The sequence below is a fragment of the Quadrisphaera setariae genome, assembly GCF_008041935.1.
Lineage (GTDB): Bacteria > Actinomycetota > Actinomycetes > Actinomycetales > Quadrisphaeraceae > Quadrisphaera > Quadrisphaera setariae.
Window position 1 is genome coordinate 139,841 of the sequence record NZ_VKAC01000005.1, and the last position, 15,466, is coordinate 155,306.

Genomic DNA, 15,466 nt, shown 5'->3' on the forward strand with positions numbered 1-15,466 from the left:
TCCGCCCCTTCCTGTAGATCCACGCCCCTTGCCGCGAGTTCCTGCCCCATGAAGGGCTTCCACGGGGCGGGAACTCGTGGCAAGGGGCGGAAGCTCGGGGCATGGCATGCGGACCTCTGTCCACAGGCAGTGCCTCGGACCCAGCGAGCGGACTCTCGGCTGCGCCACGGTGCACGGGTGCCTCACGTCAGGACCCCGCTCCCGGCCCAGCTGCGCCAGCGCCCGTTCACCGTGGCCGAGGCGCGGAAGCTGGGGGTGAGCGACAAGCGGATGAGGTCATCCGACCTCCGCGCGCCGTACCGAGGAGTACGAGTCAGCACCGGACTGGGGTGGTCACTGCTGCTGCGCGCGCACTGCGCGCTGCTCACGGCGCCTCCGGGGAGCGTGGTCACCGGAGCGGACGCCGTCGAGATCCTCGGACTGCCGACGCCCTTCGGGGCGCGGCCGGCGATGGACCGGGACGTGACGATCGCCGTCCCTGCTGGGACCCGCGGTCCTGAACGGCTGGGCGTGACGGTGCGAGCCCGCCCCCTCCACCCGGCCGCCCGCCGCTGGATCATCGGTGATGTCGGGCTTCCGGCGCTCGAGGACCTCTGGGCGGACCGGTGCGCCGACCTCGACACCGAGAGCGCCATCGCCCTCGGTGACGCCGTGCTCAGGCGGCTCAAGGACGACCGCGCTGCGATGTCCGCCGCTGTCGAGAGGCTTCCCCTGAGCCAGCAGCCCCAGGCGCGCCGAGTCCTCGCCCAGGTCCGCTACGAGGTGTGCTCACCCGTCGAGACGCGAGCGCGCCTCGTGCTCCTCGCTGCCGGTGTGCCCGAGGCGAGCCACTTCGGTGCGGCACTGCCTCGTGAGGGCGCGGCGAAGATCTGGCCCGACCTGCAGTGGGAGTCCGTGAAGGTCGCTCTCGAGATCGATGGACCCCACCACGCTGCCGACCTCCAGCACGAGAGCGACATCCGCCGCAACCGGCGGACCGGCGAGCACGGGTGGACCCAGGTGGTCGTCTCCTCGCGCGAGGTGATGGCACAGCCGGACGACGTCGTGCGCTGGGTCAGCGACGAGCTGCGGAAGGCAGGTCTCCGCTGGTGAGCCTCGTCCCGCCCCATCGCCCGGATGCGCGCCCCTTGGCTCGGAGAGTCGCCCCATCGTCCGGCTCGATGGGGCCGAACGCCGACCCATGGGGCGGTCGTCCGCGTCATGGGGCGCAACATCGGGGTGAGGGCGGCGTGGGGCAGGGTGGACGGCGTGCTGGAGAGCCGTGACGTGACGGAGCTGCCCGAGCTGCCGGAGGGGTACCCGCCGGTCCCGGAGCCGCTGTCCCTCGCGGGCGGCGCGGGGGTGGTCGACGACCACACCCACCTCGACCACCTCGACGACGACGACGTCGAGCGCCTCCTCGCCGCCGCCGCGGCCGCGGGCGTGCCGCGCGCGGTGCAGATCGGCTGCGACGCCGCCGCGCGCACCTGGACCGACCGCGCCGTCCGCCGCTGGCCGCAGCTGCTCGGCGGCGTGGCCGTCCACCCGAACGAGGCGCCCGAGCTGGCCCGCCGCGGCCAGCTCGACGCGGCGCTCGAGGAGGTCGAGCGCCTCGTCACCACCAACGACCGGATCCGCGTGGTGGGGGAGACCGGCCTGGACTCCTTCCGCACCGACTGGGACGACGACGCCGCCCGCCGCGCGCAGCTGGACAGCTTCGCCGCGCACGTCGCGATCGCCAAGCGCACGGGGGCGACCCTGCAGATCCACGACCGCGACGCCCACGCGGAGGTCATCGACGTGCTTCGCGCCGAGGGCGCCCCGGAGCGGGTGGTGTTCCACTGCTTCTCCGGCGACGCCGCCATGGCGCGCGTGTGCGCCGAGAACGGCTGGTACCTGAGCATCGCCGGGACGGTCACCTTCAAGAACAACCACGTCCTCCGGGAGGCGGTCGCCGCGGTGCCGCCCGTCATCCTCCAGGTGGAGACCGACGCCCCCTACCTCACCCCGGTGCCGCACCGCGGACGGCCGAACGGGAGCCACCTCGTGCCGCTCACGGTCCGCGCTGTGGCGGGCGTGACGCGACACGACGAAGAGGAACTGGTGGGAATCCTGAGCCTGAGCAGTGAATTCCTCTACGGTCAGTGGTGATGTCCACACAGACCGTCACCCTTCCCCCCGGGTGCGCCACTGAAGAGGCGTGGGAAGGTCAAGAAACCTTCAACATTCCGCGTCCGCGCAGGCGAGGTCTGGACGAATCGGGCACGTCCACCTACGGTCGTACCCCGACAGCCGGGATCGGAAACGTCCCGGACGACGACTCCCTCAGCGAGACCGCCCCGCTTCCCAGCCACCGCGGGCGTCGCCGGGCCGAGCCGCCGGCGCGCGCACCTCGCCGCCAGGCAGCTGCACGTGAGCGCCGTCCGGTTCCTGTGCCCGGGGACACCGAAGCTAGGGAACTCGTGCGCCTCATCCCCTCCGGCCGGGCGACCCGCATCGCGGGCCAGGCCGTCGTCGTCACCGCCCTCGTCGCAGGGACCGCCGCCTGGGCCGCCAACGACACGACCGTCAACCTGGACGTCGACGGGCGCACCCAGCAGGTCCGCATGTTCGGCACCACCGTCGACGCGGCCCTGTCCGCCGCGGACGTGGAGCTGGGCAGCCGCGACGCGGTCTCCCTGCCCGAGACCGCCAAGGTCGGCGACGGCGACACGATCGTCGTGCGGCACGCCCGCCCGATCACGCTGACGGTGGACGGCAAGACCCAGACCCGCTGGACCACGGCCCTGACCGTGGGCGACGCGCTCTCCGACCTCCAGGTGCGCGCCGACGGCGCCGCCGTCTCCGCCTCCCGCTCCGCGCCGCTCGGCCGCGCCGGCATGGCGCTGACGGTGAGCACCCCCAAGACCGTGCAGGTCACCGTCGACGGCGCCACCACGCCCGTGACGTCCACCGGCGCCACCTACGCCGACCTGCTCCAGGCCGCCGGCGTCACCCTCGGCCCCGACGACGAGGCCTCCGCGCCGCTGACCGACACCGTCGTCGACGGCGCCGCGCTGCAGGTCTTCCGCATCGTCAAGCAGAAGGTCACCGAGGACTCGGCGATCCCCTTCGAGACGCAGAGCACCGAGTCGGGTGACCTGTACAAGGGCGACACCGACATCACCACCAAGGGCGTCAAGGGCGTCCAGCAGACCACCTTCGAGGTGGTCACCAAGGACGGCCAGCAGGTCTCGAAGAACCAGGTCGGCGCCCCGAAGGTCACCACGCCCCCCGTGACGCAGGTGCAGGTCACCGGCACCAAGGAGAAGCCCGCCCCGGCGGCGGCTCCCGCGGTCGGTGGCGGCTCGGTGTGGGACGCCATCGCCAAGTGCGAGTCCGGCGGCAACTGGTCGATCAACACCGGCAACGGCTACTACGGCGGGCTGCAGTTCTCCCAGGGCACGTGGCGCGCCTACGGCGGGGCCGGCTCGGCGAGCTCGGCCAGCCGCGAGGAGCAGATCGCCGTGGCCCAGAAGGTCCAGGCCGCGCAGGGGTGGGGCGCCTGGCCGTCCTGCACCCGCAAGCTCGGCCTGCGCTGACGCCCCGCCCACCGGCGATCGTCTAGCCTCGACACCCTGAACACGCTTCCAGCTGACGACGGCCTGCTGGGACCCGCTGACGTGCGGGCCCTGGCGGGCCGTCTCGGCGTGCGCCCGACCAAGCAGCTCGGCCAGAACTTCGTCCACGACGCCGGCACCGTGCGCCGCATCGCCGCCAAGGCGGGCGTGCAGCCGGGCGACGTGGTGCTGGAGGTCGGCCCCGGGCTGGGCTCCCTGACGCTGGCGCTGCTCGCGGCGGGAGCCCGCGTCGTCGTCGTCGAGATCGACGAGCGGCTGGCCGCCGAGCTCCCGGCCACCGTGGCGGCCCGCCGCCCCGACCTCGCCGCCGACCCCGACGGCCGCCTGGCCGCGCACCTGCAGGTGGTGCGCTCCGACGCCCTCGACGTGCACGACCTCCCCGCGCTGGCCGGCGGGGCGGGCGCCGCTGCCGGCGCCCCCACCAAGCTGGTGGCAAACCTGCCGTACAACGTGGCCGTCCCCGTGATCCTGACGCTGCTGGCGCGGATGCCGCAGCTGGAGCAGGTGCTGGTCATGGTGCAGACCGAGGTGGCCGAGCGGCTCGCCGCCGTCCCCGGGAGCAAGGTCTACGGCGTGCCCAGCGTCAAGGCGGCCTGGTACGCCGAGGCGTCGATGGCCGGCGCGGTGGGCCGGCAGGTGTTCTGGCCGGTGCCGAACGTCGACAGCGCCCTCGTGCGGCTCGTCCGCCGTGACCCGCCGAGCACGACGGCCTCGCGGGAGGACGTCTTCGCCGTGGTCGACGCCGCCTTCGGGCAGCGACGCAAGACGCTGCGCGCCGCGCTGGCGGGGTGGGCGGGCTCACCCGCCCGCGCCGAGGAGGTGCTGCGCGCGGCCGGGGTCGACCCGACCCTGCGCGGGGAGCGGCTGGACGTCACCGCCTTCGCCCGCATCGCCGAGGCGCGCGCGGCGGGTGCCTGAGGCGGGTCGTCCCTCGCCGGGGGAAGTGGTGATGGGCAAATCCGGAGTAATCCGGTCACGCGCTGTGCCCATCCAGTAGAAGTAGTGCAGGGCTCGATGACGATGCGTCCTGGGCTCGGCTCCGCTGCGCCCCCGGCGCCTCCACGACAGGGGATCGCATGACGCTGGACGTCCATCCGGTGGCGGACACCGCGTTCGCCCTCCCCGGTCGCATCAACCGGGTCGCCAGGCCCAGCACCCACTGGGCGCCGGCGTACCAGCGCCGCGTGGTGGCCGCCGACCTCCTCGCGATCCTCGGGGCGACGCTGCTGGCGTACCTGCTGCGCTTCGGCTCCGCCCACTCCCACCCGCTGCAGAGCCTGGGGATGCTGGCCATCATCCCCGTGGCGTGGTTCGCGGCGCTGTTCGTCTTCCGCGCCTACGAGGCGCGCTTCATGGGCCTGGGCAGCGAGGAGTACGACAGGGTGCTCCGCGCGAGCATCTTCACCCTCGCCGCCGTCGGGACGACGTCGTGGGCGTTCCAGCTGGACATCGCCCGCGGCTACGTGATCATCGCCATCCCGCTCGGCACCCTCCTCGTGCTGGTGCTGCGGTACGCGACGCGCCAGTGGCTGCACGCCCAGCGCGACCGCGGCAACCACATGCAGTCGGTGCTCGTGGTGGGCCACCGCGAGGGCGTGCTCGCGATGGTCCGCCAGATCAGCCGCGCCAGCTACCACGGCATGCGGGTGGCCGGCGTCTGCCTGCCCCCCACCGCTTCCGGGCGGCCCGACGCCGAGGAGAAGGCGCTCGCGCTGCTCGGCGTCCCGGTGCTGGGGACCCTGGACGACGCCGCGGACGTCAGCGTGGCCGAGGGCGTCGACGCCGTGGCCGTGCTCCCCACCCCCGAGGTCGACGGCGCGTTCCTGCGCCGCCTGGGCTGGGTGCTGGAGGACACGCACGCCGAGCTGTACGTGGCGCCCGCCATCACCGAGGTGGTCGGACCGCGCGTGGCGATCCGCCCGGTGTGCGGCCTGCCGCTGCTGCACCTGGAGCGCCCCGAGCTCACCGGGTTCCGCCGCCTCGTGAAGGGCACCTTCGACAGGGTCGCCTCCGGCCTGGGCGTGCTCGTGCTGGCGCCCGTGCTCGTGGGCATCGCGCTGGCCATCAAGCTGGACAGCCGCGGGCCGGTCTTCTTCCGCCAGGAGCGCGTGGGCCTGGAGGGCCGCACCTTCGGGATGCTGAAGTTCCGCAGCATGGTGGTGGACGCCGAGGCGCGCCTGCGCGACCTCGCCGCCTCCAGCGAGGGCAACGCGGTGCTGTTCAAGATGAAGGAGGACCCGCGCGTCACGCGCGTGGGCCGGGTGCTGCGCCGCCTGTCGCTGGACGAGCTGCCCCAGCTGTTCAACGTGCTCCTCGGCCACATGTCGCTCGTGGGTCCGCGCCCGCCGCTGGCGCGCGAGGTGGCCGTCTACGGCGACGACGCTCGCCGCAAGCTGCTGGTCAAGCCGGGCCTGACGGGTCTGTGGCAGATCAACGGCCGCTCCGACCTGGACTGGGACGAGTCGGTGCGCCTGGACCTGCGCTACGTGGAGAACTGGTCGTTCGGGTTCGACTTCATGATCCTGTGGAAGACCTTCGGCGCCGTCGTCCGGAGCCGCGGCGCCTACTGACCCGCTCTCGGGTGAGGGGGCGAGCGCGGAGTCCCGTAGGGTTCGCCGGGTGACGGCACCGGGGGAGCGGGTGGTCGTCCGGGCCCCTGCCAAGATCAACCTCGCGCTGCGCGTCGGCGCGCTCGAGGACGACGGCTACCACGACGTGGTGAGCGTCTACCAGGCCGTCTCGGTCTTCGAGGAGGTCAGCGCCTCCCTCCCGCGCGACGGGGTGACGGGCGTGACGGTCTCGGTCCGCGGCACGGGCGCCGCCTCGACCCCGCTCGACGGCTCCAACCTCGCCGTCCGCGCCGCCCACCTCCTGGCCGAGCGCGCGGGCGTGCCCGCCGACGTCGCCCTCTCCATCCGCAAGAGCGCCCCCGTGGCCGGCGGCATGGCGGGCGGCTCCGCCGACGCCGCTGCCGCGCTGCTGGCCTGCGACCTGCTGTGGGGCACCGGCGCCGGTCGCGACGAGCTGGAGCGCATGGGCGCCGAGCTGGGCGCTGACGTGCCGTTCGCGCTCATGGGCGGCACAGCGCTGGGCGTGGGCCGCGGTGACCAGCTGACGCCGGTGCTGGCGCGCGGGGAGTTCCACTGGGTGCTGGCCCTCGCCGACGAGGGCCTGTCCACCCCGGCGGTGTACCGCGAGCGCGACCGGCTGCTCGCCGACGCCGGCGAGCAGGCCCCCGCGCTCGACGCGGAGGTGCCGGGCGGGCTGGCGCAGGCGCTGCGCAGCGGTGACGCCGCCGCGCTGGGCGCCGCGCTGGTCAACGACCTGCAGGACGCCGCCTGCTCCCTGCGCCCGGCGCTGCGCCGCGTGCTCGACCTCGGCCGCGACCACGGCACGCTCGGCTCGCTGGTCTCCGGGTCGGGGCCCACGGTGGCGCTGCTGGTGCCCGACAGGTCCGCGGCGCTGGAGCTGGCGGTGGCGCTGACGGCGTCCGGGCTGACCTCCGACGTGCGCCGGGTCACCGGGCCGGTGCACGGCGCCCGCCAGGTCGACGCCGTGGCGCCCTCCCCGTTCCACCCCTCCACGGGAGCGAACCCCACGGTGAGGTGACGGTGCGCTGAGCGCGCGACGGGCCCACCTGCGCGGTCGGGGAGGATGGGGGGTGTGGCCCACCTCCTGAACCTCGAGGGCGCGACCGTCGTCCACGGCGCCCGCACCGTGCTGGACGGCGTCTCCCTCGGACTCGACGACGGCGCGCGGGTCGGCGTGGTCGGCCGCAACGGTGACGGCAAGTCGACGCTGCTGCGCGTGCTGGCCGGCACGCAGGTGCTCGACGGCGGCCGCGCCACGCGCAGCCGCGGCACGACGATGGGCGTGCTGTCGCAGACCGACGACCTCGACCCCTCGCACACCGTGCGCCGCGCGGTGGTGGGCGACGTGCCCGACCACGTGTGGGCCTCCGACGCGCGGATCCGGTCCGTGCTCGACGGCCTCCTCGGCGACATGCTGGAGGGCCCGGCCGCCGCACCCGGTGGCGCGGAGGCCCTGGTGGGCCAGCTCTCCGGCGGTCAGCGGCGCCGCGTCGCGCTCGCGCGGCTCATGGCCGGCGACGACGACGTGCTGCTCCTCGACGAGCCCACCAACCACCTCGACGTCGAGGGCGTCGCGTGGCTCGCGGAGCACCTGCGCACCCGCTGGCAGCCCTCGCAGGGCGCGCTGGTGGTCGTCACGCACGACCGGTGGTTCCTGGACGCCGTGGTCGAGAGGACGTGGGAGGTGCACGACGGCGTGGTCGACTCCTACGACGGCGGGTACGCCGCGTACGTGCTGGCCCGTGCCGAGCGCGCCCGCATCGCCTCGGTGACCGCCGAGCGGCGCGACAACCTGCTCCGCAAGGAGCTGGCGTGGCTGCGCCGCGGCGCACCGGCGCGCACGAGCAAGCCCCGCTTCCGCATCGAGGCGGCCAACGCCCTCATCGCCGCCGAGCCGCCGCCGCGCGACTCCTTCGCGCTGGCGCGCACCGCGACGGCCCGGCTGGGCAAGGACGTCGTCGACGTCGAGGGCGCGTCCCTGGCCGTGGGCGAGGGCGACGAGCGACGGGTGCTCCTCGACGACGTCACCTGGCGCCTCGGGCCGGGGGACCGGATCGGGGTCGTCGGGGTGAACGGCTCGGGCAAGACCACCCTGCTCAAGCTGCTGCTGCAGCAGGTCCAGCCCGACGCCGGGCGCGTGAAGCTCGGCAAGACGGTCGTGACCGGCGTCCTCAGCCAGGACCTGCGCGAGCTCGACGCCGTGGCCGACCAGCGCGTCCTGGAGACGGTGGAGCGCGAGGCCACCAGCGTGCTCGACGTCGCCACCGGCAAGGAGCTCACCGCCTCCTCGGTGGTGGAGCGGCTCGGGTTCCCCGCGGCGCGCGCCTGGACGCACGTGCACGACCTGTCCGGTGGCGAGCGCCGCCGCCTGCAGCTCGCGCGGCTGCTGGTGCGCGGGCCCAACCTGCTGCTGCTCGACGAGCCCACCAACGACCTCGACACCGACACCCTCGCCGCCGTCGAGGACGTGCTCGACGGCTTCGCCGGCACCCTCGTGGTGGTCAGCCACGACCGCTACCTCCTGGAGCGGACCACCGACCGCCAGGTGGCGCTGCTCGGCGACGGCGCGATCCGCGACCTCCCGGGCGGGGTGGAGGAGTACTTGCGCCTGCGCCACGCCGGCGCGGGGGTCGCGGGCGCAGCCGCCACCTCCGTGGCCACCGCGTCGTCGTCCTCCCGTGACGACCGGGGCGGTTCGACGCAGCCCACCGGGGCCAGCGCTGCCGACGCCCGCGCCGCGCGCAAGGAGGTGGCGCGCCTGGAGCGGCAGCTGGCCAAGCTCTCCGAGAAGGAGGCGAAGCTCCACGACGCGCTCGCCGCCAGCGCCGCTGACTACGCTGCGGCGGCCAAGCTCGACGCCGAGCTGCGCGAGCTGCTCTCCGAGAAGGAGGCGCTGGAGGAGGAGTGGCTGGAGGCCGCCGAGGCCGCTGGGTAGACCTCCCCGCTAGAGGTCCAGGCCGCTGGGGCGGAACTTCTCCTCGAGGAAGCGCGACTGCGCCTGCTGGCGCGCCACGTCGGAGCGCAGCACCGCCTCCTGCAGCTGCTCGCACCCCGTGAGGAGCAGGTCGAGCTGGGTGCGCAGCTCCTCCAGGGGCGTGCGCCCCGCCGAGTTGCGGCTGGTGCGGACGTGCTCGGCGGGCAGCGCGAGGTAGGCGTCCACGCTGTCGGGCAGGTGCTCGGTGGCGATCTTCTCGACGTCCTGGCGGACCAGCGGGTCGGCGTCCGGTTCGGCCACCTTCGCGAGCAGCGGGAAGAGCACGTCGGCGAGCTCGCTGACGAGCACCGCGTCGCGCCGCTCGAAGCGCTCGGAGGTCTCCACCCGGCGCAGCGTCCGCGACAGCGCGCGCTCGGCGGGGCTTGCTGACAGCGACGGCGCCGGCTCGGTCGGGGCCTGCCGCTCGGAGGTCGCCGGACCGGGGGCCGCAGGGGCGCTGGCCAGCGCCGCGGGGACCTCGCTGGGGGAGACCGCCGCGGCAGCGCCGCTGCCCGCGGGGAGACCGCCGCGCGCGGCGATGTGCGCCTGGATCTGGCGCTTGCGCTCGCGCCGCAGCACCTGCCGGTGCTTCGCGTAGGCGCCGTTCGCGGCGACCCACGCGAACATCACCACGAGCGCCGCGGCCGTCCACCCCGCTGCGAACAGCGCGATCCACACGCCCAGCCACGTGAAGCGCACGACGTTGACGACCACCTCGGGAACGAACCTCCCGCTCGGCGTGGTCAGCCCGATCGGTGTGAGGGTGCGCTCGTCGATGCCGTAGCGCTCGATGTCGCGCGCCTCGGCCTCGGCGGCCTTGTCGTCGTCCTTGTCCTCCTTGCTCACGCCGCTCCTCCGCTCACGAGTCCAGGTCCAGGTCCGAGCGGCGGACCTTCTCGCCGAGGAAGGCCGCCTGCACGCGCAGCTCGCGGGCGTCGTGCTCGTGCACCCTCTCAGCCACCTCCGCGAGCAGGTCCACCATCGACCGCAGCTGCGCCAGCAGCGCCTCGGCGGGCGTGGGGCCGCCGGCTGCGGTGTCGGGCACGTAGCCGGGCGGCAGCGCCAGGTACTGCCCGAGCGCGGCGGGCAGGTGCTCGCCCACCACGGCCTCCACCTCGTACAGGTCGAGCGCCGGCACCGGCCGGCCGCGGCTGGCGGCCCGGGCCAGCAGCGGCAGGGCGGCGTCGTGCACCTCGCGCACCAGGGGCAGCACCGCGGGCGGCAGGGCCGTGCCGGCGCGCGCGGCCACCTCCACCAGCTCCTCCAGCCTGAGCTGGTGCAGGGCCGCCCGCTCGGCCGGGTCCGCGGTGACCGCTCCGCCCGCCCCCGCCAGGAGGGCTGAGGACGACGACGCCCCGGTCAGCGGCGGCAGCCACGGGGCCGAGGGGTTGGGCGACAGCGCCGCGCTGGTGCGCAGCCACCGGGGGTTCGCGACCAGGCCGTGGACCACGCCGGCGCCCCAGCCGCCACCGGCGACGAGCACGCCCAGGACGGTCGTCCACCACTCGCCGGCGGTCAGCGCGGTGACCGCCCCCGCCGACACCCCCAGGTGCACCGCCGCGGCACCGGCCCACTGCGGGCGGCGGGCCTTCCACCCGATGTACCCGAACCCCACCCACGGCAGCCCCGCCACCGGCAGCAGCAGCCACGCCGACTTCCGCGCCCGCCACCCCTGGCGGCGCGCGGCCGTGCCGACCTGTCGGCCGACGTCCTGGCCGACCCGGCGCGCCACCTCCGCCGAGCGCGCGCGCAGCTCGGCGAGCTCCGGGCGCTCGGTGCGCGCCTGCTGGCCCGCAGGACCGGCGCCGTCAGCGCTGCCGGTGCTGCGGGTGCTGTCCGTGCCGTCAGGCGGCGTGCTCACGGACGGCCCCCGCCCTGGGCCGCGGCCTGGAGCCCGGAGGTGTCGACGGCGTCCACCGCGGCGAGCACCTCCTCGACGGCGCGGTGCAGCGCCTCCACGTCCACCGCGGAGCTGAGGGCGCCGACCTGGTCGAGCACCCGCTGCTGCCGCGACAGCGCCTGCGCCACGACGACGGCGGTGCGCAGCGCCGCCACCGTGGTGGTCTGCGCCCTGTCGACCCCCTCGATGAGCTCGGCGTTGGTGCGGCGCACGAGGTCGAGCGCGAGGTGGCCCTGGGCGCTGACCGCGAGCTGCGCCTGCAGGTCCTGGTGGCGCCGCCGGACGGGGAAGAGCGCTGCGCCGGCGAGCGCGTCGGCGGCCTCCGGGTCGGTGAGCGACAGCTCGGCGACCTTCTCCTGGACGGCGGCGTCCAGGGCCCTGGCCAGCACCGCGTGCCGCGTGAGCCTGCTCCTCACGACCCGCAGCTCGGCCTCCTCCTGCTCGATGGCGGCGTTGTCGCGCCGCAGCGCGTCCTGGCCGGTGGCCAGGGCGCGGACGATCCCGTCGAGCTGGCGCTGCGCGTCCTGGTGGTACTCGGCAGGGCGGGTGACCTGCTTCGCCCCGGGCAGCAGCCCCAGGAGGCGGCGGGGGCCGCGCGGGTCGGCACGGCCCGGGTCGAGGTCGGTGATGGTGCGGCGCAGGGCGGCCAGGGCGTCTGCCACCTGCTCCTGGGCGTCGGTCGCTGCCCCCCCGGGGCGGGACGAGGGGCGCTGCAGCAGCCGGTGGGAGACCTGGGAGGCGGCGCGCACGTCGCGCTGGCCCAGGCGGGCGACGTCGTCCAGCGTGCGCTGGAACTGAGGGCTGCGGGGGTCCGTCCTCGCGAGGTCGTCCACGAACGCGCGGGCCCGTTCGACCAGCGCCGCGCGGGTGGCGGGGTCGAGCGGGACCAGGCCAGCGGCCTCGTCCTCCGGGACGACCTCCACGGGGGCCGCGCCCAGGTCCAGCAGGCGGTCCGACGGGTCGGGCATCCGGAGCGACTCCTCCTCCTGCGGCGGTGGGCGGCCTGCCCCCATTGTGGACGCTGCTGGCCGCAGGCACCGAACCGACGCTCTGCCGCGCCTGGGGCCGCTCGACCCGTCCGGGCGCCGACCAGAGGAGTGGAGCTCGCCCCCGACCACCCTCTGCGCCGCTACGGTCATCGACTGTGAAGGGGATCATCCTGGCGGGCGGATCGGGGACGCGGCTGCACCCGCTGACGCTGGGGACGAGCAAGCAGCTGGTGCCGGTCTACGACAAGCCGATGGTCTACTACCCGCTGTCCACGCTGATCGCGGCGGGCATCCGCGACGTGCTGGTGATCACCACCCCGCACGACGCGCCGGCGTTCCAGCGGCTGCTGGGCGACGGCTCGCAGTTCGGCGTGGCCATCAGCTACAAGGTGCAGGCCGAGCCCAACGGGCTGGCCCAGGCCTTCGTGCTGGGCGCCGACTTCGTGGGCGGTGACACGGTGGCGCTGGTGCTGGGCGACAACATCTTCTACGGCCCGGGCCTGGGCACCCAGCTCTCGCGGTTCGTCGACATCGACGGCGCCTCGATCTTCGGGTACTGGGTGGCCGACCCCACGGCGTACGGCGTCATCGAGTTCGACGCCGCCGGCCGGGCGGTGTCCCTGGAGGAGAAGCCGGCCGCGCCGCGGTCCAACTTCGCGGTGCCGGGCCTGTACTTCTACGACAACGACGTCGTGGCCATCGCCCGAGACCTGCAGCCCTCGCCGCGCGGGGAGTACGAGATCACCGACGTGAACCGCACCTACCTGGAGCAGGGGCGGCTGTGGGTGGAGGTGCTGCCGCGCGGCACGGCGTGGCTGGACACCGGCACGGTCGACTCCCTGCTGGACGCCGGCACCTACATCCGCACCATCGAGCAGCGGCAGGGCCTGAAGATCGGGGCGCCCGAGGAGGTCGCCTGGCACCAGGGCTTCCTGTCCGACGACGAGCTGCGCGAGCGCGCGCAGCCGCTGGTGAAGTCCGGGTACGGGACCTACCTGCTGGAGCTGCTGGAGCGCCGCCACACCGGTGGGCCCAGCGCGGTGACCAGCACGACGACGAGCACGGGAGACGCGCTGTGAGCGAGATCCGCACGCTGCTGGTGACCGGCGGGGCCGGCTTCATCGGCGCCAACTTCGTCCACGCCACGGTGCGCGAGCGCCCCGACGTCGAGGTCGTCGTCCTCGACAAGCTGACCTACGCCGGTGACCGCGCCACGCTGCACGACGTCGCCAGCCGGATCACCTTCGTCGAGGGCGACATCGCCGACACCGCGCTCGTGCGGAAGCTGGTGGGGGACCTCGGTCCCGGCGGAGCGGTGGTGCACTTCGCGGCGGAGTCGCACAACGACAACTCCCTGCACGACCCGTGGCCCTTCGTGCACACCAACCTCATCGGCACGTACTCGCTGCTGGAGGCGGTGCGCGCCCACGGCGTGCGCTACCACCACGTCTCCACCGACGAGGTCTACGGCGACCTGCCGCTGTCCGAGCCCGCGGACGACCCCGCGCGGGAGAAGTTCACGCCCGACACCCCGTACAACCCGTCCTCGCCGTACTCGGCCACCAAGGCCGGGTCTGACCTGCTGGTGCGGGCGTGGGCGCGCTCGTTCGGCATCGAGGCGACCATCTCCAACTGCTCCAACAACTACGGGCCCTGGCAGCACGTGGAGAAGTTCATCCCGCGCCAGATCACCAACATCCTCGACGGGGTGCGGCCCAAGGTCTACGGCGCCGGCACCAACGTGCGCGACTGGATCCACGTCGACGACCACAACCGCGCGGTGTGGGCGGTGCTCGGCCGCGGCCGCACGGGCGAGACCTACCTCATCGGTGCCGACGGCGAGGCGAACAACCTCCGCGTGGTGCGGGCGCTGCTGGAGATCGCGGGTCAGGACGCCGACGCGTACGACCTCGTGGCCGACCGCCCCGGCCACGACCTGCGGTACGCCATCGACGCCTCCCTGCTGCGGGACGAGCTCGGCTGGCGCCCCCTGCACTCCGACCTCGAGTCCGGTCTGAAGGCGACCTTCGACTGGTACAGGGACAACGAGGCGTGGTGGCGGCCCCGCAAGGCCGCCACCGAGGCCAAGTACGCCCAGCTCGGGCGCTGACACGGCTGACCGGCCGCTGACCGGCCGCTGAGCCCAGCACGACGAGAGCCCCCGGCCGGCCGGCCGGGGGCTCTCGTCGTGCCGGGGGGCTCGCCAGCTACCTGACGCTGTCACCGAGCCCGGCGTCCGGGTGGGCCGCCTCCCAGGCAGCGAGGTCGTCGGCCTTGACCGCCGTCCACAGCTCGGCGCCCGCGGCAGGGTCGAGGTAGACCACGGACTGCGAGCCCTCGCGCCCGGTGGCCGGTGAGGCCAGCGGAGCCTGCAGGAACGCCACGTCGTCGGTGCGCAGGTCGCGGTGGTCCAGCGCCAGGGAGAGCAGCTGCGGCTCGCCGAGGGCGTCGTCGGTGCGCACGGACGCCGCCAGCTCGCGCACCACGGCGGTGAGCTTCACGGGGTCGCTGAGCAGGTCGCGGTCCGTCGCGCCGGCGATGACCGAGCGCACCCAGTTCTGCTGGCGGCGCTCCCTGTCGAAGTCGCCGCCGGGCAGCGTCTTGCGCTGCCGCACGTACGTGAGGGCCTGCTGGCCGTCCATCACCTGGCATCCCGCCGCCACGGTGCCCAGGTGGTCGGAGACGGCCTGCGGCACGCAGATGCGCACGCCGCCGAGCGCGTCGGTGACGCGGGCGAACCCGGAGAAGTCGATCGCCACCACGTGGTCGATGCGGACGCCGGTCAGCTGCTCCACGGTGCGCACGGCGAGCGGCGCGCCCCCGTAGGCGAACGCGGCGTTGATCTTGGTGGTGCCGTAGCCGGGCACCGGCACCCAGGAGTCGCGGGGGATGGAGACCATCGCCGCGCTGCGGCCGTCGGCGGACAGGTGGAGCACGGCGAGCGCGTCGCTGCGCTGCCCGCCGCGGGTCCAGTCCGCCTCCTGACCGGCGGGGACACCAGCGGAACCGTCCGGACCGTCCTCGTCGGAGCCGTCGCCGTTGGCGCGGCTGTCGGACCCGATGAGCAGGATGTTCTGCGCCGTCCCGGCCGCGGCGTCCACCGACGGCCGCTCCGCGGCGGGGATGGTGGAGAACGGGTCACCGAGGTGACCGACCTCCGGCGCCGCGCGCCACAGCGCCACCGCGCCGGCCGCCAGCGCCACCACCAGCAGGCCCGCCACCACCAGCACCAGCCGGGCCCAGCGCCGCCGGCGCGGGGCCCGGGGCGCGTCCGGACGCGGGGCCAGCACCCGGTCCACCGCGTCGGGGTCGTCCTCGACGATGCTCACGGGCGGCTCCCTGCAGGCGTGCGGGAGCACCTGGTGGCGCTCCCTCCGGCAGGCACGCTAGGTCAGCGGGGGAGCCGGCCGACA

General features: G+C 74.7%; 13 protein-coding genes. 9 read left to right on the forward strand and 4 right to left on the reverse strand.

Going from position 1 to position 15,466, the window contains the following annotated elements; genetic code table 11:
* Positions 1–177: 177 nt before the first annotated feature.
* From FMM08_RS09620 to FMM08_RS09650, 7 genes are all read left to right on the forward strand, one after another.
* Positions 178–1,092: a hypothetical protein gene (locus FMM08_RS09620; protein WP_147926149.1), complete on the forward strand. Its 915-nt coding sequence runs from the start codon at positions 178–180 to the stop codon at positions 1,090–1,092.
* A 156-nt stretch (positions 1,093–1,248) separates the two neighbouring features.
* Positions 1,249–2,130: a TatD family hydrolase gene (locus FMM08_RS09625; RefSeq protein ID WP_255472224.1), complete on the forward strand. Its 882-nt coding sequence runs from the start codon at positions 1,249–1,251 to the stop codon at positions 2,128–2,130.
* Between the two features lie 311 nt (positions 2,131–2,441).
* Positions 2,442–3,560, forward strand: coding sequence for a resuscitation-promoting factor (locus tag FMM08_RS09630; RefSeq protein WP_187279662.1), 1,119 nt, complete (start codon positions 2,442–2,444; stop codon positions 3,558–3,560).
* A 36-nt stretch (positions 3,561–3,596) separates the two neighbouring features.
* Positions 3,597–4,517: a 16S rRNA (adenine(1518)-N(6)/adenine(1519)-N(6))-dimethyltransferase RsmA gene (gene rsmA / locus FMM08_RS09635; RefSeq protein WP_147926152.1), complete on the forward strand. Its 921-nt coding sequence runs from the start codon at positions 3,597–3,599 to the stop codon at positions 4,515–4,517.
* 158 nt (positions 4,518–4,675) lie between these two features.
* Positions 4,676–6,169: a sugar transferase gene (locus tag FMM08_RS09640; protein WP_147926153.1), complete on the forward strand. Its 1,494-nt coding sequence runs from the start codon at positions 4,676–4,678 to the stop codon at positions 6,167–6,169.
* A 49-nt stretch (positions 6,170–6,218) separates the two neighbouring features.
* Positions 6,219–7,208, forward strand: a complete 990-nt coding sequence (locus tag FMM08_RS09645) for a 4-(cytidine 5'-diphospho)-2-C-methyl-D-erythritol kinase (RefSeq protein ID WP_147926154.1) — start codon at positions 6,219–6,221, stop codon at positions 7,206–7,208.
* Between the two features lie 54 nt (positions 7,209–7,262).
* On the forward strand, positions 7,263–9,125 hold the full coding sequence (locus FMM08_RS09650; RefSeq protein WP_147926155.1) for an ABC-F family ATP-binding cassette domain-containing protein: 1,863 nt from the start codon (positions 7,263–7,265) through the stop codon (positions 9,123–9,125).
* Between the two features lie 9 nt (positions 9,126–9,134).
* Here FMM08_RS09650 and FMM08_RS22990 read toward each other — a convergent pair whose 3' ends face one another.
* The 3 genes from FMM08_RS22990 to FMM08_RS09665 are packed head-to-tail and all read right to left on the reverse strand — an operon-like array spanning position 9,135 to position 12,032.
* The gene (locus FMM08_RS22990; protein ID WP_187279663.1) at positions 9,135–10,010 is read right to left on the reverse strand and encodes a hypothetical protein; all 876 of its coding nucleotides are present in this window, start codon (positions 10,008–10,010) and stop codon (positions 9,135–9,137) included.
* A gap of 13 nt (positions 10,011–10,023) precedes the next feature.
* A complete protein-coding gene (locus FMM08_RS09660; RefSeq protein WP_147926156.1) occupies positions 10,024–11,025 on the reverse strand; it encodes a hypothetical protein in 1,002 nt (333 codons plus the stop codon).
* Positions 11,022–12,032 (reverse strand): toxic anion resistance protein, encoded by a 1,011-nt coding sequence (locus tag FMM08_RS09665; RefSeq protein ID WP_147926157.1) that lies wholly within the window; start codon positions 12,030–12,032, stop codon positions 11,022–11,024. Before FMM08_RS09665 ends, FMM08_RS09660 begins: the two co-directional genes overlap by 4 nt.
* Before the next feature lie 176 nt (positions 12,033–12,208).
* Between FMM08_RS09665 and rfbA the strand changes: the two genes are divergently transcribed.
* Both rfbA and rfbB read left to right on the forward strand, forming a co-directional pair.
* The gene (rfbA, locus tag FMM08_RS09670; RefSeq protein ID WP_147926158.1) at positions 12,209–13,132 is read left to right on the forward strand and encodes a glucose-1-phosphate thymidylyltransferase RfbA; all 924 of its coding nucleotides are present in this window, start codon (positions 12,209–12,211) and stop codon (positions 13,130–13,132) included.
* Complete coding sequence (rfbB, locus tag FMM08_RS09675; RefSeq protein ID WP_255472226.1) at positions 13,129–14,163, forward strand: dTDP-glucose 4,6-dehydratase; 1,035 nt, start codon at positions 13,129–13,131, stop codon at positions 14,161–14,163. The genes rfbA and rfbB overlap by 4 nt, the downstream gene beginning before the upstream one ends.
* A 97-nt stretch (positions 14,164–14,260) precedes the next feature.
* Here the strand turns inward: rfbB and FMM08_RS09680 are convergent, their stop codons facing one another.
* Positions 14,261–15,382: an LCP family protein gene (locus tag FMM08_RS09680; protein WP_147926159.1), complete on the reverse strand. Its 1,122-nt coding sequence runs from the start codon at positions 15,380–15,382 to the stop codon at positions 14,261–14,263.
* Positions 15,383–15,466 lie beyond the last annotated feature (84 nt).